This is a genomic window from Brevibacillus panacihumi W25 (genome assembly GCF_000503775.1).
Classification (GTDB): Bacteria; Bacillota; Bacilli; order Brevibacillales; family Brevibacillaceae; genus Brevibacillus; species Brevibacillus panacihumi_A.
The window spans coordinates 79,326-105,720 of record NZ_KI629787.1; the positions used below are offsets into that span (position 1 = coordinate 79,326).

The 26,395-nt window shown below is 50.8% G+C and carries 30 protein-coding genes; all 30 read left to right on the forward strand.

Annotation, left to right across the window (positions count from 1 at the left end; genetic code table 11):
* Positions 1-92 precede the first annotated feature (92 nt).
* The 30 genes from T458_RS0129500 (at position 93) to T458_RS53970 (ending at position 26,380) form a co-directional block, all read left to right on the forward strand.
* On the forward strand, positions 93-290 hold the full coding sequence (locus T458_RS0129500; RefSeq protein WP_031306284.1) for an AtpZ/AtpI family protein: 198 nt from the start codon (positions 93-95) through the stop codon (positions 288-290).
* A 2-nt stretch (positions 291-292) separates the two neighbouring features.
* Complete coding sequence (locus tag T458_RS53835; protein ID WP_023555196.1) at positions 293-661, forward strand: ATP synthase subunit I; 369 nt, start codon at positions 293-295, stop codon at positions 659-661.
* Between the two features lie 111 nt (positions 662-772).
* Entirely contained in the window at positions 773-1,567 is a 795-nt protein-coding gene (gene atpB / locus T458_RS53840; RefSeq protein ID WP_023555197.1) for a F0F1 ATP synthase subunit A, read from the forward strand.
* A 44-nt stretch (positions 1,568-1,611) separates the two neighbouring features.
* Positions 1,612-1,839, forward strand: a complete 228-nt coding sequence (gene atpE / locus T458_RS53845) for a F0F1 ATP synthase subunit C (RefSeq protein ID WP_023555198.1) — start codon at positions 1,612-1,614, stop codon at positions 1,837-1,839.
* A 122-nt stretch (positions 1,840-1,961) separates the two neighbouring features.
* A complete protein-coding gene (gene atpF, locus T458_RS53850; RefSeq protein WP_023555199.1) occupies positions 1,962-2,465 on the forward strand; it encodes a F0F1 ATP synthase subunit B in 504 nt (167 codons plus the stop codon).
* Positions 2,462-2,989, forward strand: a complete 528-nt coding sequence (locus T458_RS53855; protein ID WP_023555200.1) for a F0F1 ATP synthase subunit delta — start codon at positions 2,462-2,464, stop codon at positions 2,987-2,989. Before atpF ends, T458_RS53855 begins: the two co-directional genes overlap by 4 nt.
* Positions 2,990-3,036: 47 nt before the next feature.
* Positions 3,037-4,548, forward strand: coding sequence for a F0F1 ATP synthase subunit alpha (atpA, locus tag T458_RS53860; RefSeq protein ID WP_023555201.1), 1,512 nt, complete (start codon positions 3,037-3,039; stop codon positions 4,546-4,548).
* Between the two features lie 74 nt (positions 4,549-4,622).
* Positions 4,623-5,486 carry an ATP synthase F1 subunit gamma gene (atpG, locus tag T458_RS53865; protein ID WP_023555202.1) on the forward strand — a complete coding sequence of 288 codons (864 nt, stop codon included), beginning with the start codon at positions 4,623-4,625 and terminating at the stop codon, positions 5,484-5,486.
* A 48-nt stretch (positions 5,487-5,534) separates the two neighbouring features.
* Positions 5,535-6,944, forward strand: a complete 1,410-nt coding sequence (atpD, locus tag T458_RS53870; RefSeq protein ID WP_023555203.1) for a F0F1 ATP synthase subunit beta — start codon at positions 5,535-5,537, stop codon at positions 6,942-6,944.
* Positions 6,945-6,971: 27 nt separating this feature from the next.
* Positions 6,972-7,370, forward strand: a complete 399-nt coding sequence (locus tag T458_RS53875; RefSeq protein WP_023555204.1) for a F0F1 ATP synthase subunit epsilon — start codon at positions 6,972-6,974, stop codon at positions 7,368-7,370.
* A 209-nt stretch (positions 7,371-7,579) separates the two neighbouring features.
* Positions 7,580-8,323: a DUF6042 family protein gene (locus tag T458_RS53880; protein ID WP_023555205.1), complete on the forward strand. Its 744-nt coding sequence runs from the start codon at positions 7,580-7,582 to the stop codon at positions 8,321-8,323.
* A 201-nt stretch (positions 8,324-8,524) separates the two neighbouring features.
* On the forward strand, positions 8,525-8,893 hold the full coding sequence (locus tag T458_RS0129505) for an NADH-quinone oxidoreductase subunit A (protein WP_031306286.1): 369 nt from the start codon (positions 8,525-8,527) through the stop codon (positions 8,891-8,893).
* Entirely contained in the window at positions 8,884-9,402 is a 519-nt protein-coding gene (locus tag T458_RS53885) for a NuoB/complex I 20 kDa subunit family protein (protein ID WP_023555207.1), read from the forward strand. The genes T458_RS0129505 and T458_RS53885 overlap by 10 nt, the downstream gene beginning before the upstream one ends.
* Positions 9,403-9,584: 182 nt before the next feature.
* Complete coding sequence (locus tag T458_RS53890) at positions 9,585-10,832, forward strand: NADH-quinone oxidoreductase subunit C (RefSeq protein WP_436967343.1); 1,248 nt, start codon at positions 9,585-9,587, stop codon at positions 10,830-10,832.
* Positions 10,833-10,835: 3 nt separating this feature from the next.
* Complete coding sequence (locus tag T458_RS53895; RefSeq protein WP_023555209.1) at positions 10,836-11,984, forward strand: NADH-quinone oxidoreductase subunit D; 1,149 nt, start codon at positions 10,836-10,838, stop codon at positions 11,982-11,984.
* Positions 11,984-12,991 carry an NADH-quinone oxidoreductase subunit NuoH gene (gene nuoH, locus T458_RS53900; RefSeq protein WP_023555210.1) on the forward strand — a complete coding sequence of 336 codons (1,008 nt, stop codon included), beginning with the start codon at positions 11,984-11,986 and terminating at the stop codon, positions 12,989-12,991. Before T458_RS53895 ends, nuoH begins: the two co-directional genes overlap by 1 nt.
* Positions 12,992-13,086: 95 nt before the next feature.
* A complete protein-coding gene (nuoI, locus tag T458_RS53905) occupies positions 13,087-13,500 on the forward strand; it encodes an NADH-quinone oxidoreductase subunit NuoI (protein WP_023555211.1) in 414 nt (137 codons plus the stop codon).
* Positions 13,501-14,013 carry an NADH-quinone oxidoreductase subunit J gene (locus tag T458_RS53910; RefSeq protein ID WP_023555212.1) on the forward strand — a complete coding sequence of 171 codons (513 nt, stop codon included), beginning with the start codon at positions 13,501-13,503 and terminating at the stop codon, positions 14,011-14,013.
* Positions 14,010-14,321, forward strand: a complete 312-nt coding sequence (gene nuoK / locus T458_RS53915) for an NADH-quinone oxidoreductase subunit NuoK (RefSeq protein ID WP_023555213.1) — start codon at positions 14,010-14,012, stop codon at positions 14,319-14,321. The genes T458_RS53910 and nuoK overlap by 4 nt, the downstream gene beginning before the upstream one ends.
* A gap of 27 nt (positions 14,322-14,348) precedes the next feature.
* Positions 14,349-16,271, forward strand: coding sequence for an NADH-quinone oxidoreductase subunit L (gene nuoL / locus T458_RS53920; protein ID WP_023555214.1), 1,923 nt, complete (start codon positions 14,349-14,351; stop codon positions 16,269-16,271).
* A complete protein-coding gene (locus T458_RS53925; RefSeq protein ID WP_023555215.1) occupies positions 16,255-17,796 on the forward strand; it encodes a complex I subunit 4 family protein in 1,542 nt (513 codons plus the stop codon). Before nuoL ends, T458_RS53925 begins: the two co-directional genes overlap by 17 nt.
* A gap of 3 nt (positions 17,797-17,799) precedes the next feature.
* Positions 17,800-19,326 carry an NADH-quinone oxidoreductase subunit NuoN gene (gene nuoN / locus T458_RS53930; protein WP_023555216.1) on the forward strand — a complete coding sequence of 509 codons (1,527 nt, stop codon included), beginning with the start codon at positions 17,800-17,802 and terminating at the stop codon, positions 19,324-19,326.
* An 88-nt stretch (positions 19,327-19,414) separates the two neighbouring features.
* Positions 19,415-19,645 (forward strand): DUF1146 family protein, encoded by a 231-nt coding sequence (locus T458_RS53935; protein ID WP_023555217.1) that lies wholly within the window; start codon positions 19,415-19,417, stop codon positions 19,643-19,645.
* Between the two features lie 97 nt (positions 19,646-19,742).
* Positions 19,743-20,495, forward strand: coding sequence for a YwmB family TATA-box binding protein (locus T458_RS53940; protein ID WP_023555218.1), 753 nt, complete (start codon positions 19,743-19,745; stop codon positions 20,493-20,495).
* An 18-nt stretch (positions 20,496-20,513) separates the two neighbouring features.
* Complete coding sequence (gene murA, locus T458_RS53945; RefSeq protein WP_023555219.1) at positions 20,514-21,839, forward strand: UDP-N-acetylglucosamine 1-carboxyvinyltransferase; 1,326 nt, start codon at positions 20,514-20,516, stop codon at positions 21,837-21,839.
* 177 nt (positions 21,840-22,016) lie between these two features.
* Complete coding sequence (gene spoIID, locus T458_RS53950) at positions 22,017-23,027, forward strand: stage II sporulation protein D (protein WP_023555220.1); 1,011 nt, start codon at positions 22,017-22,019, stop codon at positions 23,025-23,027.
* A gap of 90 nt (positions 23,028-23,117) precedes the next feature.
* On the forward strand, positions 23,118-23,855 hold the full coding sequence (locus T458_RS53955; RefSeq protein ID WP_023555221.1) for a M23 family metallopeptidase: 738 nt from the start codon (positions 23,118-23,120) through the stop codon (positions 23,853-23,855).
* Between the two features lie 173 nt (positions 23,856-24,028).
* The gene (gene spoIIID / locus T458_RS53960) at positions 24,029-24,313 is read left to right on the forward strand and encodes a sporulation transcriptional regulator SpoIIID (RefSeq protein ID WP_023555222.1); all 285 of its coding nucleotides are present in this window, start codon (positions 24,029-24,031) and stop codon (positions 24,311-24,313) included.
* An 81-nt stretch (positions 24,314-24,394) separates the two neighbouring features.
* Positions 24,395-25,411 carry a rod shape-determining protein gene (locus tag T458_RS53965; RefSeq protein ID WP_023555223.1) on the forward strand — a complete coding sequence of 339 codons (1,017 nt, stop codon included), beginning with the start codon at positions 24,395-24,397 and terminating at the stop codon, positions 25,409-25,411.
* Positions 25,412-25,417: 6 nt separating this feature from the next.
* Complete coding sequence (locus tag T458_RS53970; protein WP_023555224.1) at positions 25,418-26,380, forward strand: flagellar hook-basal body protein; 963 nt, start codon at positions 25,418-25,420, stop codon at positions 26,378-26,380.
* The last annotated feature ends 15 nt before the right edge of the window (positions 26,381-26,395 follow it).

Genomic DNA, 26,395 nt, shown 5'->3' on the forward strand with positions numbered 1-26,395 from the left:
ACAAAAGGAATAAATCTTCGTTAATATGGATGAGGGCTTCCGGAGAAAATAGCCCTCTCCGTATGACGGGAGGAGCGTGAAAAGCGGAAAGCATGTGGCGAGCAATTGGTCTTGTCAGTATGATTGGCGTTGACTTTGCCGTATGTGTTGTAGGCGGTTTTTTGCTCGGCAGATATGTGGATCGATTGTTGGCGACTGATCCTTGGTTTTTACTGGTTGGTCTGATTTCGGGGATTGTTGTTGGTTCGTATACCGTCTATCGACTCATTCTCCCGTATCTTAGGGGGTGACGATGGAAGCGTTTGCTTTAGCGATTAAAAAAGCTTTTCGTTACTCTTTTTATTTATTGGCCGGCTTGGCGATCCTCATGGTTGTGTTGCCAGAGCATAAGGTCTTCCTGCAGAGCTTGCTGCTTGGAGTAGGAGCCGGAATACTGAACGTTATGGTTCTTGCCGGTAAAGTCTGGACAGTCGGTCTGATGGCAGACGATCCAGCCGTACGACCGAAGGGGACAGGAACGTTTTTTCGGTTTATGGTTGCCGGTCTGGCTGCTTATCTCACTTTCTTATTTCCTCACCTATTTACGCTTTCCGGAGTTTTGCTTGGACTCTTTTTCATCCAAGGGCTCATTTACTTAATCGTATTCCGCAATTTCAAATAGATTTGACAAACAAATTTCTGGAAGTACGAGTTCGCAAGAGAGTGTTCGACAGCAGTGCTAAGACAGGATGTTTCGGACAACCTCTATCTATTGATGGAAAGGGGTGAAAAGATGAGTGAACATTATTCGTTGCGATTTGATGTAGGCGGTTGGGTTTTCGACATCCCTACGATGATCATGACGGTGCTTACTGCTATACTGGTGTTTGTGTTTTTGTTTGTCATGACGCGCAAACTAGAATCCGGTGTTCCAGGTGGGAAGCAAAACGCGGTCGAGTGGGTTTTTGACTTCGTCAGAAACGTAAACGCAGGCTACATGGATTACAAAAAAGCCATGATGCTGATGACGCTTGGTTTATCGCTGTTTCTCTACATTTTCATCGGAAACCAACTAGGTGTTATGGCCAATGTAACCACATTGCACAAAGGTCAGGTAAGCGAAAAAGTTATGGAGATGCTGACAGTGTCTGAAACTCCAGAAGCTGCAGCTGAGAAGCGTGAGAAAATCGAGCACGAACTCGCTGATCACGGAATTCACGTTGCGTGGTGGAAATCTCCAACTGCTACACCAAGTGTTACATTTGGATTGGCTTTGGTTGTTTTGCTTTACTCTCACTACCTCGGAATTCGGAAGAGTCCGGGCGGGTGGTTTAAACACACTTTTCTCAACCCGATCCACATTCTTGAAGAGTTCATTATCAAACCATTGACATTGCCTCTGCGTCTGTTTGGTAACCTCTTTGCCAAAGAGATCATGATTGCCTTCCTGCTGAGCGGAGGACTTCTAGCCGCTGCGCCATTGTTTGTCTGGCTCGGTTACTCTGTCTTCGTAGGTGCGATTCAGGCGTTTATTTTCTTGACTCTTTCAATGGTTTATATTTCGCAACACATCAATGACGAACACTAAGCACTACTCTATTTCAATACAAATTTAGGGAGGTCTTTTTTAACATGGAAACTTTAGGTGTAGCTATTGCTATGGGTCTTATTTTTGGATTGGCAGCTCTTGGTGGCGCGTTTGGTGCAAGTAACGTTATTTCCCGCACAATCGAAGGTGTAGCTCGTCAACCTGAAGCACGTGGTAACCTGATGGGTATCATGTTCCTGGGTATGGGTCTTGTCGAGGCGATTCCAATTATCGCTGTAGCGGTTGGTTTCATCCTGATGGGCCGCCTGTAAGGTACAGTTGAACAGCATGAAATAGGCGGAGGCTTGACCTTCGCCTCTCTTTTGTAAGGTATTTTCCGGGTGCTTCTACCCGATGCCTATATCTCCTGTTTCTCAGGAAGGAGTGAACGAAAGTGTTAGAGTTTGGGACAGTAACTCTGGAATGGGGCACATTGCTATTCCAAGTGATCATTTTCCTCTTGCTTTTGATTGTTGTATCCAAATATGCAACAGGACCAATCGCGAAGGTATTGGAAAAGCGCCGTCTCCATGTTGAAAACGAACTGGCGACTGCAGAGCGCAACCGTAAGGAATCGGAAAATCTGCTGGCGGAACAACGCCGCATGCTGGATGAGGCCCGTTCCGAGTCGAAAGCAATCATTGACCGTGCTACCAAGCAAGCGTCTGACGAAGCAGCGAAAATCATTGCTGAAGCACAAGCTGCTACGGAAAGCATGAAAGCAAACGCAAGCGCTGAGCTGGCTCGCGAAGTTGCGAAAGCCAAAGCTGAGCTGCGTGATGAAGTAGCTAGCATTTCTGTACTCTTGGCTTCCAAGATCATCGAGAAAGAACTGGATGAAGCAGCACAAAAAACTACCGTTGACAAGTTTCTCGCACAAGTGGGAGATCGCTTATGAGCAGCGCGGTAGGGAAGCGTTACGCTCGTGCCTTGTTTGATGTGGCGAGCGAACGTGGGAAAATCGATCAGGTGGAAGCAGATCTTGTAGCAATTGTGCAAGCGGTAGAACAAAGCGAAGATCTCTCCAAGATTTTTATGCACCCGCATATTGCGGTGCCTGCCAAGAAATCACTGATCGATGACCTGTTCAAAAGCCACGTGGAAGAAGAGACCTTCAACTTCCTGAACGTCCTGATTGAAAGCGGACGGGAAATGCAACTGGTTGAGATCTATCGTTCTTTTGTCAAATTGGCAAACGACGCGCGCGGTATTGCGGAGGCAGTCGTAACCAGTGCCAAGCCGCTTACTGCCGAAGAACAGTCAGAGTTGGCAGAGAAATTCGGACATACATTGCATAAAAAGCTTCGTCTGACTGCAGTGGTAGATCCGTCGATCCTGGGAGGCATCATCATCAAGATTGGTGACAGACTCTATGACGGCAGCCTGAAGACCAAGCTCGAAACCTTTGCACAAAAAGCGTAGGGAAGTCAGTACCTCTACTAAGAAGTTGGATGAATGGGGTGAATGTAGTGAGTGCAATCAGACCAGAAGAGATTAGCTCCCTCATCAAAGAGCGGATCGCTAATTTTAAATCTGAAATCGAAGTTGTGGATGTAGGCACAGTCATCCAGGTAGGTGACGGTATCGCCCGCATTCACGGTTTGGAAAAAGCCATGCAAGGGGAGCTTCTCGAGTTCCAAAATGGCGTAATGGGTATGGTACTCAACTTGGAGGAAGACAACGTAGGTGCGGTTATCATGGGGCCTTTCCGCGATATTAAGGAGGGCGACACGGTAAAACGTACAGGACGCGTAATGGAGGTTCCTGTTGGTGAAGCAATGCTTGGCCGCGTCGTGAACCCATTGGGACAACCAATCGACGGTCAAGGACCGATCGCCAACGACGGATACCGTCCTATCGAAAGTCCTGCTCCTGGCGTAATGGCACGTAAATCCGTACATGAGCCACTGCAAACAGGTATCAAAGCGATTGACGCGATGATCCCAGTTGGCCGCGGACAGCGTGAGTTGATCATTGGTGACCGTCAAACGGGTAAAACAGCGGTAGCGCTGGACACCATCATCAACCAAAAAGGCCAAAACATGATTTGTATCTACGTGGCAATCGGTCAAAAGCAATCCACTGTTGCCAACATCGTAGAAACCCTGCGTAAAGCAGGCGCTCTGGAATACACCATCGTCGTATCCGCTACAGCTTCTGACCCAGCTCCGATGCTGTACCTGGCGCCATATACCGGTGTAACCATGGGTGAATACTTCATGTACAAAGGACAACACGTCCTCTGCGTATACGATGACCTGTCCAAACAGGCTGCCGCATACCGTGAGATGTCCCTGTTGCTCCGTCGTCCTCCAGGCCGTGAAGCGTATCCTGGTGACGTATTCTACCTGCACTCCCGTCTGTTGGAGCGCGCAGCGAAGCTCTCCGATGATTTGGGTGGCGGATCCATTACGGCTCTTCCATTTATTGAGACACAAGCGGGCGATATCTCCGCATACATTCCAACCAACGTGATCTCCATCACAGACGGTCAGATCTTCCTGGAGACAGACCTGTTCAACGCAGGTCAACGTCCAGCGGTAAACACTGGTCTTTCCGTATCCCGTGTAGGTGGTTCGGCGCAAATCAAGGCGATGAAAAAGGTTGCAGGTCCGCTCAAGCTCGAGCTGGCTCAATACCGTGAGTTGGCCGCATTTGCGCAGTTCGGTTCCGACCTGGATAAGGCGACTCAAGCCCGTTTGACTCGTGGTGAGCGCTTGATGGAAATCATGAAGCAAGGTCAGTTCGATCCTATGCCTGTTGAGAAGCAAGTGGCTTCTATTTATACAGCAACAAGAGGTTTCCTCGACGATATTCCAGTTGCAGACGTAGGCCGCTTTGAGAAAGAGCTTCTGTCTTACCTGGAATCCAACGCACCGCAATTGTTGGAGCATATCCGTACGACAAAAGATCTTCCAGATGAAAAAGAATTTAATGCGGCGATCGAACAGTTCAAAAAAGGCTTTTCGGTAACGCGCTAATCGTTTACCTGATAGACATCAGATGCATGCCGGGCACCTCGCCCGGGCGTGCGTCCTCAAGGTGGTGAGAACGAGTGGCTAAAGGAATACGTGAGGTTCGCAGCAAAATCAAAAGTACGAAAAACATGCGCCAAATCACGAAAGCGATGAAAATGGTGGCGGCAGCGAAGCTCCGTCGCAACCAGGAGAAGGCTGAGGCAGCACGTCCTTATGCTGACAAAATCCAGGAAGTGATTGCAAGCATTGCGAGCGGAACCTCTGGCTCCAAGCATCCAATGCTTCAGTCCCGCCCTGTGAAAAAGACTGGTTACATCGTCATCACTTCCGACCGTGGTCTGGCTGGTGGCTACAACGCCAACATGCTTCGCGCCGTGATCAACAAGATCGCAGAAAAGCACAAGTCCAAGGACGAGTACGGCATTTTTGTGATCGGTCGAAAAGGCAGCGACTTTTTCCGCAAACGCAACTATCCAGTATTGGAAGAGGCTACAGGCTTTCCGGCAAGCCCATCCTTTTCCGACATCAAAACGATTGCCAGTGCGGCGGTTGCGATGTTCGCGAACGAACAAATCGATGAACTGTACCTGTGCTACAACAAGTTCCATAGTGCAATTTCGCAGACACCTACCGTAAAGCAATTGCTGCCGTTGGAAGCTCCCGAGAGCAACAACAACCGCGCAATGAATTACGAGTATGAGCCGTCCTCGGAAGAAGTACTGGCGAACCTGCTGCCGAAATATGCAGAAACACTGGTGTATAGTGCGCTGCTGGAAGCGAAGGCTTCCGAAGAAGGTTCTCGTATGACTGCGATGGGCAACGCGACAGACAATGCGACGGATATGATCAACCGTTACACGTTGCAGTACAACCGTGCTCGTCAGGCAGCCATTACACAAGAGATTTCCGAGATCGTCGCAGGTGCCAACGCACAGGCGTAATGGCAGCGAATAGCTCCCAATTTAGCTTTACAGGAGGGAAAAAGTAACATGGCGAATGGACGCGTGGTTCAGGTAATGGGTCCGGTTGTTGACATCGAGTTCGACCGCGGACACCTGCCTGCCATTTACAATGCGATCAAAATCCAACATAAAGCACAAAGTGCTGGAGAGCGCGACATCGATTTGACCGTTGAGGTTGCGACTCACCTGGGTGACAACATGGTTCGTACCGTAGCAATGTCTTCCACCGATGGTTTGGTTCGCGGTATGGAAGCTGTTGATACTGGTGCAGCTATCTCCGTTCCAGTGGGTGCTGTTACCCTCGGACGCGTATTTAACGTATTGGGTGAACCAATCGACCTGCAAGAATTGGACAACGTAGAACGTCGTGACCCCATTCACCGCAAAGCCCCTGAGTTCGTAGACCAAGCGACAAATGTTGAAATCCTGGAAACAGGGATCAAGGTTATTGACTTGCTGGCTCCGTACATCAAGGGTGGTAAAATTGGTCTGTTCGGTGGTGCGGGTGTAGGTAAAACCGTAACCATTCAAGAGCTGATCAACAACATCGCGCAAGAGCACGGCGGTATCTCCGTATTTGCCGGTGTAGGTGAGCGTACCCGTGAAGGGAACGACTTGTACCATGAGATGAAAGACGCAGGCGTTTTGCCGAAGACCGCGATGGTATTCGGTCAAATGAACGAACCGCCTGGCGCTCGTCTTCGTGTAGCATTGACCGGTCTGACTATGGCGGAGTATTTCCGTGATGAAGAAGGCCGTGACGTGTTGCTGTTTATCGACAACATCTTCCGCTTTACTCAAGCGGGTTCTGAAGTATCCGCTCTCTTGGGCCGTATGCCATCTGCGGTAGGTTACCAACCAACCCTGGCTACCGAAATGGGCCAATTGCAAGAGCGTATTACTTCCACCAAAAAAGGTTCCGTAACGTCCATTCAAGCGATCTACGTACCAGCGGATGACTATACTGACCCGGCTCCTGCTACGACGTTTGCTCACTTGGACGCGACAACAAACCTGGAGCGTTCCATCGCTGAGCTGGGGATCTTCCCTGCGGTTGACCCGCTGGCGTCGACTTCCCGTGCGCTGTCTCCAGACGTTGTAGGTCAAGAACACTACGACGTAGCACGTGGCGTACAAAAAATCCTGCAACGCTACAAAGAGCTGCAAGATATCATCGCAATTTTGGGTATGGACGAGTTGAGCGACGAGGACAAACAAGTTGTTGGACGCGCTCGCCGCATTCAACGTTTCCTCTCCCAATCCTTCCACGTTGCCGAGCAGTTTACGGGTAACCCAGGTCAGTATGTACCTTTGAAAGATACGGTTCGCAGCTTCAAGGAAATCCTCGAAGGCAAACACGACCATCTTCCAGAGGGTGCATTCCTGTATGTAGGTACGATCGAAGAAGCGGTAGAAAAAGCAAAGTCTATGGCGTAAGACACCCTGGAAAGGGGAGATCACTAAGTGAGCAAGATGACAGTTGAAGTCGTAACTCCGGAACGGGTTGTCTACAGCGGTCAAGCCCAAATGGTTATTGCCCGCGGCGTTCAAGGGGATCTCGGTATTTTGCCGAACCATATGCCAATGGTGACCCCGTTGAAAACAGCGCCTGTTCAAATTAAGGTTGAAGGCGATCAGACTTTGCGGATGGCAGTTAGCGGCGGCTTCATGGAAGTGCGCGGCGACAAAGTAACCATCCTCGCTGAAACGGCTGAATTGCCAGGTGATATTGACGTCGAGCGTGCCAAGGCTGCCAAAGAGCGTGCCGAAAAACGCTTGGCAGAAAAATATCCGGAAATTGATTTTGAACGTGCTGAACGTGCACTGCAGCGTGCTCTTGCACGCCTGGACGTGACGAAGTAAGCCGGTATCCCCGCGCCATTGTGGTTGCGGGGATTTTTCCTGTAAAGTGGAAACATGCATGAGCAGACCAGCTTTACGGGTATGATATTTGCAGTTGGTAATTCGATCTTGTTTCCGTGTATAATAAACCTAATGCCCTGCCGGTTGACTTTTTTTCATAAGCTACGCGCTGCGGGATGGACGGTTGGGAATAAAGGAGAGTGTAATGGATGCAAACTGTTCGCGATATTCGTCATAACAATGAGGGGATTGTCATTCCAAGCGGCTTTAAGGCAAATGGCTGGGCCGACGTGTTGCCGCATGAAATGAACGTCTTGTTTCAAGCCTTTTGTTATGTCGTGACCAAGTACGAAACCAAGGCTGAGATGGAACAGGCATTGGGTGAACTCAAAGCACTGGAAGGCACTTTTGCCACACCGACAGTTGATATGTTTAAATCCGAGCAGGATTTTGAAGGCTATGTGAAATTGTTGAACAAGCACAAGGCTTTCTTCCAGCGTTCAAACTATGAGTACCCCAATTCTCGGGAAGAAGCGATTCAGCTCTTCTCCAAATGGGGATTGTTGCTCGACAAAGGCGATGTATGGGACATTCCAGTATATCCTTTCCCGGATGTGACGGGGCTGTTCAAATTGACGGAAGCCGAACAACTGGCTCTGTCTTACGTGAAGCTGGAAGCCCTGGTTCACCCCATGTTCAGCAAACTCGTCATGCAGTTGCATGAGCAGGAAGAGAACTCATTCAGCTACTCCAAAGCCGATCTGAAGGCGATGCTGAATACGAATGACGAAATGCTGGCTGAAGTTCTGATCAAATTGACACCGTACCTGGAAGAGCCGATCGACAACATGCTGGACATTCCTGAGGATGAAAAAATGTCCTTCACCGTTGTTTGGGAGCGTGTGTACGAAGACTTTCTGGGTCAGCAATATACCGGAAAAAATTTGCAATAAACTTTTGCACGTGGAATGCCTGGGGATATTTTCCCTGGGTTTTTTCCGTTATATGGAGGAAATGGAAGGCTTTCGTTAGACACCCTCTGGTTGATTTGCTATAATGATAAAGGTATTTTTTGTAACAGAAAGGAAGCAATCTCCTTTCAAAAGCCAGAAAAAACAGTTTATTATCATGAAGTGCAGAAGGGAACGTGGGTAATGGACATCTATACCAACAATTATGTCATTGTCGCCATTTTTTTGATTCTTGGTGTGTTGTTGCCCGTGGCTACTGTAAGTATCGTTGGTCCGCTGTTACGCCCGAAAAAACCAACTGCAGAAAAGCAAACAACTTATGAAAGCGGTAACATTCCAGTTGGTGACAGTTGGGTACGTTTCAACGTAAAGTATTACATCTTCGCCCTGATGTTCGTTATTTTTGATGTAGAGACGCTCTTTCTCTATCCGTGGGCAGTCGCGTACAAGGAGTTAGGCCTGTTCGCGCTGGTGGAGATGGCGATCTTTATCACCCTCCTGGTAGTTGGATTGATTTACGCATGGAGAAAGAAGGTGCTGGAATGGAACTAGATCTGACGAGCATTGCGCCTGAACTGCAAGAAGAGTTGAATCGAAATGTAATGTTTACAACACTGGAAACGGTAAAGGGTTGGGTGCGAAGCAATTCGCTCTGGCCTTTAACTTTTGGTTTGGCTTGTTGCGCGATTGAGATGATGGGAGCTGGCGGTGCGCGTTATGACCTGGACCGTTTTGGCGTCATTTTCCGTGCATCTCCGCGCCAGTCCGATGTGATGATCGTGGCCGGTACGGTTACGAAGAAGATGGCTCCATTGCTGCGTAGATTGTATGATCAAATGCCCGAGCCCAAGTGGGTTATTGCGATGGGCTCCTGTGCGACTGCCGGAGGGCCTTATGTGCGCTCCTACAGTGTGGTGAAAGGCGTAGATCAGGTTGTTCCCGTAGATGTCTACATCCCAGGGTGCCCACCGAATCCGGCCGCTTTAATTTATGGAATAAACAAACTGCAAGAAAAAATTCGCTATGAAGCGAAGACTGGAAAGCAGGTGACCAGTCTATGACGGACGAGAATCGCAAACCGACGCCGGAGGAAAAAGCGAAGGCGGCCGCAGAAGCGATGGCAAAGGCAAAGGCCGCAAAAGAAGCAAAAGAGGCTGCGGCAAAAGCAGAAGCTGAAGTCGAAGCCCCTGCCCAAACTTCTGCCGATACTCCGTCTTCAAGCGAAAGCAAGTCCTTCTCCGAAATGACGCCGGAAGAAAAGGCAGCGGCGAAAAAAGCAGCAGCAGCGGAAGCGATTGCCAAGGCGAAAGCGGCGAAGGAGGCCGAGTCGCAGGCGGAAGCCCCGACCCCAGCCGCAAGCAAGCCCGTCTCTGAAATGACGCCGGAGGAAAAGGCAGCGGCGAAAAAAGCAGCAGCCGCCGAAGCGATTGCCAAGGCGAAAGCGGCGAAGGAGGCTGAGTCGCAGGCAGAAGCCCCGACCCCAGCCGCAAGCAAGCCCGTCTCTGAAATGACGCCGGAGGAAAAGGCGGCGGCGAAAAAAGCAGCAGCAGCCGAAGCGATTGCCAAGGCGAAAGCGGCGAAGGAAGCCGAGTCGCAGGCGGAAGCCCCGACTTCAGCCGCAAGCAAGCCCATTTCGGAAATGACACCGGAAGAAAAGGCAGCAGCGAAAAAAGCGGCGGCAGCCGAAGCACTCGCCAAAGCGAAAGCAGCGAAGGAAGCAAAAGAAGCCGCAGAGCAAGGTGCTGATGCTGCAGGTGGAGATGCCGAGACACAAGCAAAAGCGGCGGCAGCAGCCAAAGCGAAGGCAGCAGCCGCAGCCGCGGCAAAAGCAAAGGCAGCACGCGATGCCGCAGCGCAGGGCGGTGATAGCGGAGACGACGCTGACGCGAAGGCGAAAGCAGCAGCTGCAGCCAAGGCCAAAGCCGCAGCGGCGGCAGCAGCGAAAGCAAAGGCTGCCCAAGCTGGCGGTGCAGGCGCGGCAGAAGCTGATGAGAGTCAGCCAAAAGAGCCGTCTAAGAACCAGCCTTATCTGGATAAATACGTAGCACGCATCAAAGAGGCATTTGGCGCAGAAGTGATTGAAGCTTCTTATATTAATGAATTGGCCAAGGAAGTACCTACCTTGGTGATCCAAAATGAACGCTGGCACGACGTAGCCCTGTTCTTGAAGGAAGATGAACAGTTGGCCTTCGATTATCTTTCCGATTTGCACGGCGTCGATTACGAAGATCGACTTGAGGTCTATTATCACTTTTACTCTTATAAAAACCGTCAAAGTTTGGCAGTAAAAGTCAAAACAGGACGAGAACAGTCAAGCGTCGCATCCGTCATGGATATTTGGAGCGGTGCCAACTGGAACGAACGGGAAACATACGATCTCTTGGGGATTTATTTCCCGGGACATGGCGATTTGCGTCGGATATTGCTGCCTGATGACTGGGTAGGACATCCGCTGCGCAAGGATTACGTGCAATACGACGAGGAGGTGTAGCAGATGAACCAGAACATCCTCACCACACATGCAGAGACCTCTTCCGAAACCGGCATTCGAACCGAAGAGATGCTCTTGAACGTCGGCCCTCAGCATCCCAGTACGCACGGCGTTTTTCGTTTGGTTGTCAAAATCGACGGGGAGACGATCAAGGAAGCCATCCCTGTCATGGGCTACCTCCACAGGGGTACAGAAAAACTGGCAGAGAATCTCACTTACACGCAAATCATCCCGTATACAGACCGGATGGACTACGTCTCAGCGATGACGAACAACTATGTATTGTGCCATGCTGTGGAAACCATGATGGGATTGGAGATTCCCGAGCGTGCCCAGTATCTTCGCCTCATTGCCATGGAATTGAACCGCGTCGCCAGTCACCTGGTCTGGTGGGGCACGTTTTTGCTCGACTTGGGGGCGATGGGACCTTTCCTGTATGCCTTCCGCGATCGGGAGAAAATTCTCGATTTGTTCAATGAACTGTGTGGAGCACGCATGACGTTCAACTACATGCGTATCGGCGGAGTGAAATGGGACGCCCCTGATGGTTGGATCGAAAAGGTCAAGGATTTCGTCGCCTACATGAAGAAAGAGCTTCCCAGCTACCATCAGCTAGTCACCGGGAATGAAATTTTTCTCAGCCGCATTAAGGGCATTGGCAAATTTGATCAAAAAACAGCACTCGACTACTCACTGTCCGGTGTTATGCTGCGCTCTACCGGTGTAAAATGGGATCTGCGCAAAGACGAGCCATACTGCATTTATGACCGTTTTGACTTTGACGTACCGACTGGGACGGATGGAGATTGCACAACACGATACCATTTGCGGATGGAAGAGATCGTGCAGTCCTTGCGCATCCTGGAGCAGGCATTGGAGCAATTCCCGAGCGACGGGGAAGTCATCGGAAAAGTGCCGCGCGTCATTCGTCCGCCTGCTGGTGAGACCTACGTGCGAATCGAATCCCCACGCGGAGAAATCGGCTGCTACATCGCCAGCCAGGGCAAGGATAAGCCGTGGCGATTGAAGTTCCGCCGTCCATCCTTTACTAACCTGCAGATTCTGCCCAAACTGTTGGAGGGAGAAAGCATCTCCAACATGATTGCCATCCTGGGCAGCATCGACATCGTACTCGGGGAGGTTGACTGTTAATGAGCGAACTTTTGCAGCAGGCTCCCTCATTGGGGAATACGCTTTGGTTCATTCTGGCGGCAGTCGTCTTGCTGGTCATTTTGCTCGGCTTCGTCACCTACGCCATCTATTTTGAGCGCAAAGTAATCGGCTGGATGCAGCTGCGGATCGGTCCCAACCGAGTCGGCCCACTTGGCCTTTTGCAGACTGTAGCGGACGTAACCAAGCTCCTTATAAAAGAAGATACACGCCCCAAAAACGCGGACAGAGCCCTGTTTACCCTGGCTCCGATTCTGGCCTATGCACCTGCGTTCGGTGTGCTGGCGGTCATGCCTTTTACGGAGAGCATCCAATTCGCGGATCTGGGCATCGGGCTTCTCTATTACATCGCGTTGTCGGGTATTACTGTTCTCGGTGTGATTACCGCAGGCTGGGCCTCGAATAACAAATACTCGCTGATCGGCGGCTTGCGTTCTGCAGCCCAGATGATCAGCTATGAAGTCCCGCTGGTCATGTCTGTTGTCGGGGTCGTATTGCTGACGGGCAGTATGAATCTGCGAGAGATCGTAGAGGCGCAGAGGGATTTGTGGAATATCATTCCGCAGTTTCTCGGGTTTGCCGTCTTTATTATCGCAGCGCAGGCTGAGCTGAACCGAACGCCATTCGACTTGCCGGAAGCAGAGTCTGAACTCGTCTCCGGCTATCACGTGGAATACTCCGGCTTCCGTTTCGCGATGTTCATGCTGGCGGAATACGTCTACATGTTCGGGATGGCAACGTTGATTACGGTCCTCTTTTTGGGCGGCTGGCTGCCGATTATTCCTGCATTGGACTTCATTCCGGGGATCGTCTGGTTCGTCTTGAAATTTTCGGCTTATGTCTTTCTCCAGTTTTGGTTGCGCGCCACGATGCCGCGGATGCGTGCCGATACACTGATGTCATTTGCCTGGAAAGTGCTGTTGCCAGTGGCGCTGGTGAATATCTTGCTTACAGCCGTGATTGTCTCGTACCAGCAAGGGATGTTCTAAGAGGTGAGAGACAAGCGACATCGTCGTACCATATGCAGGCAACGCTCTGCTTGATGGGGCACAGCCAAGTTCTCAAATCCTGAGGGGTGACATACATGCTAGGATTGGCCAAAGGCCTGGGGTATACCTTTAAGAAGCTGACGGAGAAAAAAGTAACCCATTTCTATCCCGATGTACCCTTCCCGATGCCGCCGCGCTTCCGTGGCATCCAGCACTTTTCCCCGGAAAAATGCATCGTCTGCAATCAATGCGCACGTGTATGTCCGACAGAGTGCATCCAGCTGACAGGGAAGCCTCATCCGGACCCGGAGAAGAAAGGGAAGATTATCGACACCTACGATATCAATTTCGAGATTTGCATTTTGTGCGATTTGTGCACAGAGGTTTGTCCGACAGAAGCGATTGTCATGACGAATAATTTCGAGCTGGCAGCCTATAGCAGGGATGAGTTGTACAAGGACCTGAAATGGCTGGACGACAACAATACCAACGTCAGGGAGGAGAACTAAATGAGCGGCGAATTTATAGCCTTTTTTATCCTTTCTCTGCTGACGATTGGCGGCGCTGTGTTTATGATCAGCTTTACCCGTGTAGTTCACATGGTCATTTCACTCGGAATCACCTTTATCAGCATCGCTGGCCATTTTGTTCTGCTTGGCGCTGAGTTCGTCGGTGTATCGCAAATCCTCGTATATTCGGGTGCGATCTCGATTCTGATGCTCTTTGGAATCATGTTGACCAAGCACGATGCCAATGACGAAGGGACAGGGAACACGTGGAAAAATCGTTTTGTCCTCGTGTTTGTGGCCGCTTTGTTCGGTCTGCTTTTCTGGGGCATCCAAAATGCGCCGTGGCAAGCGCCGGCACAACAGGCAGCCGAGCAGTCGATGAACAATGCCAAGGAGATCGGGATTGAAGTATTCACCAAGTACGTGATTCCGTTCGAATTATTGTCTGTGCTGCTGTTGGTTTGTCTGGTCGGAGCGATCATCATGGCGAAAAAGGAGGGGGATCAGCAATGATGGTGAGCATTTCCTCCTATTTGATGGTGGCGTTGATCCTGTTCTGCGTGGGCCTGTACGGAGCTCTGACAAAACGCAATGCCGTGATCGTACTGATTTCGATTGAATTGATGCTGAATGCCGTGAATATCAATCTGGTGGCTTTCTCCAAGTTCGGATTGCATCCCGGGGTGACAGGCCAGATCTTTACCTTGTTTACCATGACCGTTGCCGCAGCGGAAGTGGCGGTCGGTCTGGCGATCCTGATCGCCTTGTACCGGAACAAGGAAACGGTCAACGTAGATGAGATGGACCAGATGAAACGATAAGATGGAGACCTGATAAGGAGGACAAAGATGGATACTCTATTGCATTACGCCTGGCTCATCCCTCTGTTTCCGCTTCTTGCTTTCATCGTGATCGTTTCATTTGGTCGCCAACTGAAAGAAGGGGCAGCCCTGGTCGGCATTTTGCTGACGGGGATCTCATTCGGGATAGCGCTGTTGACGTTTTGGGAGAGATTCCAGGACGGGGCATCTAACTTCAAATTCAACGTAAGCTGGCTGCAGGTCGGAGACATCGTGATCAGCATGGGATTCGAAGTCAATCAACTGAATGCCATGATGCTCGTGATCGTGACGCTGGTGAGCCTGTTGGTGCAAATCTACTCCAAAGGCTACATGCAAGGGGACGAACGCTTCCCTGTGTTCTACCAGTATCTGGCCCTGTTTACCTTTTCCATGCTCGGGCTGGTGCTTTCGCCCAATCTGCTGCAGGTATACATTTTCTGGGAACTGGTCGGAGTCTGCTCCTTTTTGCTGGTGGGTTACTACTATTTCAAAAAGGAAGCGAAGGCAGCGGCAAAAAAGGCTTTCATCGTCACCCGCATTGGAGACCTGGGCCTTTTCATCGCAATCTGTCTGTTATTCTGGTGGACAGGAAGCTTTGAATACACGCAAATCTTTGACAGTGTCGCACTCGGCAAGCTCGAACCCTGGATGATTACGCTGGCAGCGATTTTGATCTTCGTCGGAGCTGTCGGAAAATCAGGTCAATTTCCGCTCCACACCTGGTTGCCAGACGCGATGGAAGGTCCGACACCGGTATCTGCTCTGATCCACGCGGCGACGATGGTCGCTGCCGGGGTGTATCTTGTCGCGGCTACGTATCCGCTGTTCATCGCCTCGGATACCGCGTTGACGGTAGTCGCGTACGTCGGCGGGTTTACCGCGATTTTTGCTGCATCGATCGGTCTGACCCAGACGGATATCAAACGGGTTTTGGCTTATTCGACGGTAAGTCAGCTCGGGTATATGATGCTGGCTCTGGGGGTTGCTGGAGCAGCAGGCTATGTAGCAGGCTCTTTCCATCTGATGACCCACGCTTTCTTTAAAGCGTTGCTCTTCCTGGGAGCAGGAAGCGTCATCCATGCGGTACATACGCAGAATGTGTTTGAGATGGGCGGCTTATGGAAGAAGATGCCAATCACAGCTTTAACCTTCTTGATTGGCTGCCTGGCGATCGCCGGTATCTTTCCGTTTGCGGGCTTCTGGTCCAAAGAGGCGATCCTTGGCGCGGTCTATGGCGCGCATCGCTTCGATCTTTTGTTCATCGCGCTGCTGGCGGCATTTTTCACGGCTTTCTATATGTTCCGTCTGTTCTTCCTGACCTTCGCGGGGGAAGCGCGGGGAAAACATCAGCCGCATGAATCGCCAGCTGTAATGACCGGGCCTTTGCTCATTCTCGCGCTGCTGGCGATTGTCGCAGGCTTTATCAACACCCCGTACGCACCGCTCTTATCGGATTGGCTGCTCGCCTCCGATACCGGGAATGCGATCAGCCACATCTTTGGAGATGAGGTAGCGCACGCCGCTTCCTGGCTGCAAGTGGTTGCTCTGCTGATTTCCGTACTGGGCATCGTGCTGGCTTATCTGATGTACGTCAAGAAAAAAATCCCGGCAGATACGATCCCGGAGACCTTGCCGTGGCTGTATCAGCTATCCTATCGCAAGTATTACGTAGATGAGCTTTATCATGCAGTGATTGTTCGTCCGCTCGGATGGATTGGCTTCATCCTGAACGCTTTTGACAAGTACGTCGTCGATGGACTGGTGGGACTGACAGCCAAAATCACGAACGGAATCGGCGCTCTCCACACGAAAGCGCAAAACGGACAGATTCAATCATATGGAACAATGGTGTTGTTTGGCCTTCTGGTGCTGATCATCGCCATCAGCTTGACGGTACAAGGGGGTGGGTTCTTTGGATCAGGTCAATAATCTCCTCTTGTCATCGCTTGTCTTTTCACCTGTACTGGCGATCCTGATTCTGGCGTTCATTCCGAATCACCAGGGAGGAGCGATCAAAAAAGTGGGGGTCCTGGGCACCTTGCTCCCGCTGATCTTGTCGCTGTTTTTGTTCGCCTCTTTCAATTACGGGTCGGCCAATCTGCAATTTGTAGAAAAGCATGACTGGATTTCTATTCCGATCTCCCAGGATCCAGCTGGAAGTGTCTACTCACTGGAGATCAATTATGAGCTCGGGGTAGACGGTATCTCGATGCCGTTGCTCGTACTGACGGCGATTATCGGTGTGCTAGCTGCTGTGGCTTCTTGGCAGGTCAAGAAACGGTTAAAAGAATTTTTCATCCTGTTCCATGTGCTCTTCATTGGGATGTTGGGAGTTTTTGCTGCAGACAACCTCTTTCTGTTCTTCATATTCTTCGAGATGACTCTCGTGCCGATGTTCTTCTTGGTCGGAATTTGGGGATATGGGGAAAGGGAAAAAGCGGCGAACAAATTCTTGCTCTACAACGGAATCGGCTCCGGCATCATGCTGCTGGCCTTTATCGTCATCTATCTCGTGACACAGACGATGAATATGGAGCAGATCGCAACCATCTTCTCGACACCACAGCATCCGATCGCGTCGGCTCTCTCGCCAGCTCTGCGCTATGGACTGTTTTTGGCCTTGTTCATTGCATTTGCGATCAAGCTGCCAGTCTTTCCGTTCCATACCTGGATGCTGAAGGTCCACGTGCAAGCGCCGCCGTCCATCGTCATGATCCACTCCGGTATTTTGCTGAAGATGGGGGCATACGGCGTATTGCGGATGGGAATCGGATTCTTCCCTGAACAGGCGTACCAGTTCTCCACTTGGCTGGCGGTGCTGGGGATTATCAACATCCTGTACGGAGCTGTGCTCGCGTTTGTCCAAAAGGATTTGAAAATGGTCCTGGCTTACTCCAGTATCAGCCATATGGGGATTGTCCTGCTCGGATTGGCGGCGATGAACACGATCGGCTTCCAAGGAGCGATGTTCCAGATCGTCTCGCATGGCTTTATCTCCGCGCTGCTCTTCTTCCTGATCGGCGTCATCTGGGATCGCACACAAACCTCCATGATCGATGAATTGGGCGGTTTGGCGAAATCGATGCCATTTGTCAGCGGCATTTTGCTGGCCGGCGGGATGGCGTCGTTGGGCTTGCCGGGGATGTCTGGCTTTATCAGCGAATTCTTTGCCTTTTTGGGCTTGTTCGGCAGTCTTCCTGTCCTGGCGGCAGTGGGGGCGTTGGGTATCGTCTTGACGGCAGTCTACCTGCTGCGGGCGATTCTGCGTACGACTTTCGGACCGACACCGGACCGTTTTGCTCGACTCGCAGACGCACAGCCGATGGAAGTCATCCCGATGATTGTCCTGCTCGGGTTTATCATTCTGATCGGGGTGTATCCGGCTATTTTGGGAAATCCGCTCCAGCAGACCTTGAAAACAATCGTACCCATCGTGACGGGAATAGGAGGGTAAGCCATGGAAGTAAAAGACATCTTCTCATATGACTGGACCTACCTTCTGCCCGAATTCATTATATTAGGCTTTGCAACAGTGCTGTCCCTCTTGGATCTGTTCGCCGGCAAACGCTTGGGCAAGCACGCGATCGGGCTGCTTTCCTTGCTGGGAATCGTGCTGGCTGGAGTCTTTGTCTTCGTCAATATCCAAACGCTTGACCAACCATACAGCTACATGGCGGATATGATTCGCGTCGACGACTACGGCAATGCCTTCAAGCTCTTGTTCCTGGGCGGTACGGCATTCACGATCCTGATCTCGCTGTCCTATATGCAGCAGGGAGAGGTGACGCATAGAAGCGAATTTTACTACCTTCTGCTCAGCGGACTCTTGGGCGCGATGGTGATGGCTTCTTCCGCCGATCTGATCACGATGTTCGTCGGTTTGGAGCTTTTGTCCCTATCCTCCTATGTGATGGTCGGCTTGCGGAAAAAATCTTTGCAATCCAATGAATCGGCGTTTAAGTACGTCGTCTCGGGCGGAATTGCTACAGCCGTCACCCTGTTTGGGATGTCGTACGTATACGGCTTGACGGGCACGACCAACATCTTTGAAATCTCGCAACGGTTGGCGGAAGCCGGGATGATGGGCTTTCAGTTTATCATCTACATGGCGTTTGCTTTTCTCGCAGTGGGATTGGCGTTTAAAATATCGGCAGCCCCTTACCACATGTGGGCGCCGGACGTATACCAGGGAGCACCGACTCCGATCACGGCATTTTTGGCTGTCGTCTCCAAGGCAGCGGGCTTTGCACTGGTCTTCCGTCTGCTGCTGATCTCTTTCCTGCAGGTGCCGAGCGCAGAAGGCCCCTTCTTTTTCACACAAGGCAGCCTTTTCATCGGCTGGATGGCAGCGGCGTCCATGATACTTGGCAACGTCATGGCCCTCAGACAGACCAATGTCAAACGGATGATGGCTTACTCGGGGATCGCTCAAGCCGGCTATCTGCTCGTGCCGTTCGTACCGCCGACGACACTCTTTTTCAGTGAAGTTCTTTTCTATCTCTTCGGCTATCTCTTGGTCAGCTTTGGTGTCTTCGCTGTCATCATGGTCGTGTCCCGAGAGCAGCAGACAGAGGATCTGAAAGGATTCGCCGGCTTGTATCATCGCTCCCCCGTGATGGCGATCTCGATGACGATTTTCATGCTGTCTTTGGCGGGTATTCCGATTACAGCCGGATTCTTCGGGAAGTTCTATCTGTTTATGGGTGCACTCGCGCAGGAAAACTACTGGCTGTCCGCGATCATGATCGTGACCAGCGTGATTTCCTACTACTACTACTTTGGGATCATCCGGCAGATGTACATGCGTGCGGGGGAGAACGAAGCTCCGTTGTCCGTTCCCAAAGGGATATGGGTCTTTATCTTCATCTTGGCGATTGCGACTGTATTCTTCGGTGCTTTCCCAGGCTTGGTAACAGACTATATCCAGGCGACGTTCAATCCTTCGTTTGATTTTGGCAATATGTTGCCGACCCGAACACCATAACACTCGTCATGTGAAATAGTTTCAGGTACAATAGGGGGGATGGCCGCAAACAGGCTGTCCCTTTCTTTTTGATAAGGAGGAACCGATTGTGCCGACCGATCTATACGGGTTCTTGAGCATTATCCTGTCCATTATCTTTATTGGATTGAGCTGGTGGGCCTTGCAGTCGATCCGCTTTGAAAAAATTTTGAAAAGGCCAAACGGTGCCCAGGCGAAGCTGCTGCAGATTTTTTTGTCTATCGTCATCGGCTATGAACTGTCCCGTTTTTTCCTCGATTACCTGGGTTGGTCCATGGTATTCGGCAATCTTTTTACCTGATCCACGAGCCGTCTTTCGATTTATCTGGTATATCCACCCAATTTCATGTGCAAACTGAGAAGTACAAAGAGAGCATGAAAAAGGGGAGCGAGAACAGATGAAAACGTGGTCGCCTTGGTTGTCAATAGTTGCACTCATCGTCGTGGGAATGGTCTACTGGATACCGGCACTGGCAAAAGAACAGGTCGCGGATCATCAAGTCGCAGGTCGATTGCTTGCCATCATCGAAGAGTCGGGAGCGACTGATCTGGAGGTTCAGATGCGCAGCCGCGTATCGCTTGGAGAGGTAGAGAGTCCGGATGCGTTGAAAGAGTTGGCAAACAAGTGGGCGGCAGAGCTCTCAGTCCCTATGGCTGATGACGCTCTTGCCAGACAAGATCATGTGGTTACGTATCAAGCAAATCTTTTTCAAAACGGCGTTCATATGAGCGTCGAACTTACAGGGGTTTCCAAAAATGGTACATTCGATACATATCTAGTGTGGCAATTGATTGGAAATCGTAAATCACTACCATATATGGAATCTATACAAGAACATTGGACTAAAGCCTTGTCAAAAGCCGACTTTATTCCGCAATTTAGTACTTGTATTCGCGGAATGTACAATGATAAGATGAGTGTTGATCAACAGGAGGGTAGGATTTTGTCGATTTTTAACGCCCTCCAGGCAAAAGAAAGAGAACGTTTAAAAGATGAGACGGTTGTTAGCATCTCCGGTTATACCGATTGGTGGGACTCGTCCATCATGCTAGACGGTGAAAAGATGAATCTGCAAGTGGCGACTCATCTCGATCGTCAGGCAGGTACGCGAATTACCGTAGGTACACCAATCATTACAGTGGAATATTAGCACGCGGAGGGGTACACATTGGATAAAATGATTGTCCGCGGTGGTAAGGCATTGGTAGGAAACGTCAAGGTTTCCGGCGCCAAAAATGCCGTACTCCCTATCATTGCAGCATCGATCCTGGCTGAAAAGGGGACGAGCGTCATCTCAGATGTCCCGGCTCTTGACGATGTCAGAACGATATGCGACCTCTTGAAATCGATGGGAATTTCCCTTACATATGATCATGAAGTGCTGACGATTGACGCTTCGTCGCTGTCAAGTGTAGAAGCTTCCTATGAGCTGGTTCGCAAAATGCGCGCTTCATTTTTGGTCATGGGCCCCTTGTTGGCGAGAAAAGGACGAGCTCGTGTCGCCTTGCCAGGTGGTTGTGCCATTGGAACGAGACCGATTGATCAGCATCTCAAGGGATTCGAGGCGATGGGAGCCAAGATCGATATCGGCCAAGGCTTCATCGATGCCAGTGTCGAGGGGCGATTAAAGGGCGCAAAAATCTACTTGGATATCGCCAGTGTCGGGGCAACTGAAAATATCATGATGGCAGCCGCTTTGGCTGAAGGGACAACTGTCATTGAGAATGCGGCCGAGGAGCCGGAAATTGTGGATCTGGCAAACTACCTTAACCGGATGGGAGCCAAGATCCGCGGAGCTGGTACTGGCTCGATTCGCATCGAAGGAGTCGAGTCGTTGAAGGGCTGCACCCATTGCGTCATCCCGGACCGAATTGAAGCAGGTACCTTCATGGTTGCTGCGGCCATTACGGGCGGAGATGTCTTTGTGGAAGGCGCGATATGCGATCACTTGAAATCCGTTACCGCCAAGCTGCGCGAGATGGGTGTCGAGGTGGATGAACAGGAAAATGGCATTCGCGTGACTCGCAAAGGCAAGCTCAAGGCTGTCGATCTGAAGACGTTGCCATACCCTGGCTTCCCAACGGACATGCAGTCGCAAATGATGGCGCTCTTGCTCGTCTCGGAGGGGACCAGCATCGTGACCGAGACGGTCTTCGAGAATCGCTTCATGCACGTCGAAGAATTCCGCCGGATGAATGCGAACATCAAGATTGAGGGACGCAGCGCGATCGTCGAGGGCGGCAGCAAACTGACGGGCAGCAAGGTTGCGGCTACGGATTTGCGCGCTGGTGCGGCACTGGTTCTCGCAGGCTTGGTCTCCGAAGGCGAGACGGAAGTGACAGCTTTGCACCACATCGACCGCGGCTACGTCCACTTTGTGGAAAAGCTGCAAGCCTTGGGCGCAGATGTGGAACGCTATGTCCATCAAGAACAAAAGCAGGAAGCAACCGCTCCTGAACCACTGAAAATCAATTTTTCCCCTAATTTTGCCTAAGCGTTTCGTTTAGGCGACTAGTAGGGCAAAGCGAAAGCTCTCTCTTAGCAGAGAGCTTTTTTGCGCTTTCAGACAACTCGCTCTAACATTCTCCCTTCTCTCTCACTCTCTCGTTCTATCGCCCGCGGAAGGCACATAGACTGGAAGTGTCAGCACGAAACGGGGAGGATAAGGAGCATGAAACGTTATCTCGTCATGTGGTTAGTCGCTTTGCCAGTCTTGCTCGTATTCATGCCAGCCGCTCTGGTCTATCTTTTTTCTTCTGGTTTTCAGGAGGGAACGGAAGGGGTGGCAGTCGTCTCGCAACCGCAAAACCAGGCTGTAGTGGAGCCCGGTTTGGAAGTGAAGGTATACCGTTCTGAGAAAAAAACGGTGGAAACCTTGCCGCTCGAAACCTACATCACAGGCGTCGTAGCAGCCGAGATGCCCGCGGAGTTTGAACTGGAGGCGCTCAAGGCACAGGCGATGGCAGCAAGGACGTATATCGTCCGCAGGCTAAGCGAAGGCAAGTGGCAGGATGTCCCCGAGGGGGCGCATGTGATGGACACGGTCGCTCATCAGGTGTATATGGACACGGATCAGCGCAAGCAAAGATGGGGCGAGCAATTTGAGTGGAAAAACAAGAGAATCGAACAAGCGGTGCAAGCGACTGCGGGCATCGTCCTGACGTATCAGGGCAAGCCGATTGATGCGACCTTCTTTTCGACCAGTAATGGCTTTACGGAGAATTCAGGAGAGTATTGGGAGCAGCCCATCCCGTATTTGAAAAGCGTAGCAAGCCCCTGGGATATCGATTCTCCCCGCTATCAGGAGACCGTCGTCTATTCGACCGCAGAGCTGGAAAAAAGTCTAGGCGTAAAGCTGGCTCAGGAGGCTTCGACCAAAGGCTCCTGGTACAAGGTCATCTCTACCACGACAGGGAATCGAATCGGACGGATTCACATCGGCGGCAAGGATTTTACTGGGCGAGAGATCCGGGAGAAGCTGAACCTCAACTCTTCTTCTTTTACGATGGAGTTGCGCGGGAATCAAGTGTATATCACCACCAAAGGGTATGGTCACGGGGTAGGCATGAGTCAATGGGGAGCAAACGGAATGGCCAAGACGGGCAAAAATGCGGAGCAAATCGTGAAGTACTACTATCAAGGAGTAGACTTGCAGAATTTTAAGCAAATCATTCCGGTCTAGCAGAAAACAGATAATTTTTTAATTTTCCCTCCTCTCTCAGGTTTATACGTCAAAATTCTGGCGATACTGAGGGATGAGGTGATGAATAAAATGGAAGATCAAAAAAATCAAAATCAACCGATTCCATTCCGAAAGTCAAGTTTTTGGAAGAAAATGTTGGGTAAGAAATGGGCGTTTCCAGCGATCTACATCGGCGCCGCAGCTATCATTCTCGCTTTTGTGATGTGGTATCAGGGTAATGTCATCCAGACTGTCTCCGAACTGACCAATCCGGCGGACGGAGTAGTGGTGACCAATCCGGCGGAAGGTACCACAAATCCTGAAGCTGGAAAAGAAGGCGACGATGCAGTACCCGTAGCTGGAAGTGTCGAACCGCTTGCATGGCCGGTAGGCGCTGGAGTGATGTACGATCAGGGCATGAGCTTCTATGATGAAGAAGCAACTGCTGATGTGCAGGAAAAAGCGTTGATCAAGTACGAGAGTTCCTACTTCCCGCACACAGGGATTGATCTCAAGGCTGTAGACGGAAAAAGCTTTGATGTCGTCGCAGCACTGGCAGGGAAGGTAACCAAAGTGGAGAACGATCCGCTGGTTGGTCGCCTTGTAGAAATTGAGCATGAAGGCAACATGGTCAGCGTGTACCAGAGTCTGGAGAACGTCTCGGTCAAACCAGGCGATGAAGTGACCCAAGGACAGGTGCTCGGTACTGCAGGACGCAGCGAGTACGAAAAAGAAGCGGGAGTTCATCTCCACTTTGAAGTACGCGTCGATGGAAAAGCGGTCAATCCGGAAAAATACCTGATTCAACCCGAAGCGAAAAATCAATAATGACGTGAAACACCTGTAAAAGCCCGTCTTTTACAGGTGTTTTTTTTGCATTTGTACAACCTGTGAAAAAAAGTTGCGGCCGTGCTGGCTTGTCAGGCTTGGAAACGTAGAATATGTGTCCGCACCCACCCATATATTGTATCAGACAATGTAGATACAAGGAGGCGAGTGACGTGCACGACTACATCAAAGAGCGGACCATCAAAATCGGCCGATATATTGTAGAGACGCGCAATACGGTTCGGATGATCGCCAAAGAATTCGGAGTGTCCAAAAGTACAGTGCACAAGGACCTGACAGAGCGGTTGCCTGAGATAAATCCAGAATTGGCCAACCAGGTAAAGGAAATTTTGGAATACCACAAAGCAATTCGCCATCTGCGCGGAGGAGAAGCGACCAAAATCAAGTACAAGCGCCGCAGCAAAAAAGTCATGGTAGAACAGGAGGAGAGTGTGTAAGAAATAATTTCCTTGTCCTCTCACGTGTAAGAGCCTATGATATGATGTAGGAATGTAACTGGTAACAGGGAGGACCTTTCAATGTTTGGCAAAGATATCGGGATCGACTTGGGGACGGCCAATGTCTTGGTGTTCGTAAAAGGCAAGGGGATAGTCCTGGATGAACCATCTGTCGTAGCAATCGACAATCATACCAAAAAAGTGTTGGCTGTAGGAAATGAAGCTCATCGCATGGTAGGCCGTACTCCTGGGAACATCGTAGCGATCCGGCCATTGCGTGAAGGTGTCATTGCAGATTTTGAGATCACGGAAGCAATGTTGAAGCATTTTCTGACCAAAATCGGTGGAAAAAGCATGTTTGCTCGCCCGCGCATTTTGATTTGCTGTCCGACAAACATTACTTCCGTGGAGCAAAAAGCGATTCGTGAAGCGGCTGAACGAAGCGGCGGGGCCAGAGAAGTGTTTATTGAAGAGGAGCCAAAAGTGGCAGCCGTAGGGGCTGGCATGGAAATCTTTCAGCCGTCCGGAAATATGGTCGTAGATATCGGTGGCGGTACGACAGATGTAGCGGTACTCTCCATGGGCGACATCGTCACGTCTTCCTCCATCAAAATCGCCGGCGATACATTTGATGTGGCAATCATGCGATACATAAAGAATAAGTACAAATTACTGATCGGGGAACGTACGGCTGAAGATATAAAAGTTCAGATTGGCACCGTATTCGGCGGACGCCAGGACGAAATGGACATCCGTGGACGCGACATGGTAAGCGGCTTGCCGCAAACCATTACGATTCGCTCCGAGGAAGTCCAAGAAGCCCTGGCTGAGTCGGTGAGTGCAATTGTACAAGCATCAAAATCTGTTTTAGAACGAACACCTCCAGAACTTTCTGCCGATATAATTGATAAGGGTGTATTCCTGACTGGCGGTGGCGCACTTTTGCACGGCATTGACCAGATGTTGGCAGAAGAACTGAAGGTTCCTGTGCTGGTAGCTGATGAGCCGATGATGTGCGTAGCCAAGGGAACGGGTATGATGTTGGATTACTTGGACAAAGTACCTACCCAACGGAATAAGAAATTGTTCAGGGGGTAAGATCTCGTGATCAGAGGCTTGTATACGTCTGCATCAGGCATGTTGGCCTTGCAGAATCGACAGGAAACACTGGCGGCGAACCTAGCAAATATCAACACACCTGGCTACAAGCAGGATGTGGGGGTGATGCGCGCTTTTCCGGAGCAGCTCATCGCCCGAATTCGCGATCAGCAGGGGCCGGATATCCAAGGAATGCCTCAAATGACGGGACAAGCAGCAGTTATTGGCCGTCTGCATACTGGCGTGTACATGTCGGAGGCATTGCCCATGTTTGGACAAGGTGACATCGCCGAGACGCATAATCCCTATGATGTTGCCTTGATGGACAACCTGCAGCCGGATGAGGACGGAAATGAGCGTCGCCTCTTTTTCAGTGTAGCCCGGATGGAGGATCTGGAACAGCCGGCTGATCCGGAGCAGATCCGCTATACGCGAAGTGGCAATTGGAACGTCAATGCTGATGGATACCTGGTCACTCCGGATGGCTATTATGTGCTGGACAACCAAAATACGGCGATTCGCATCAATGATCCGATGGGCGTAAGTGTGGGACAGAACCTGCTGATCGGCACCGCTGGAGAATTGATGTACGAAGATCCGGATACGGGCGTAATGACCGCAATGCCTAACGAACGGTTGGGGCTTGCCGTCATCTCTACTCCACAGATGCTGGTTCGCGAGGGAGTGGGTGTATTTCGCTATGAAGGCGACATAGCTCCACTCACACTGGAAGAGGCAGAAGCGGAAGATCAGACTGCCCTGGCTGCTGGCGAGTATACACAATCCCGGATAGAAGGACGCTACGGTACCAAGCAAGGCTGGCTCGAGCGGGCCAATGTAGATCCGGCGCAAACCATGACCGATATGATGACGGTCCTGCGCGCCTATGAAGCAAATCAACGGGTTATGACCACGATAGACGGTACGTTGGAAAAGGCAGCGAATGATATCGGCAAGGTAAACGGGTAAACTAGGGGGTAAGGA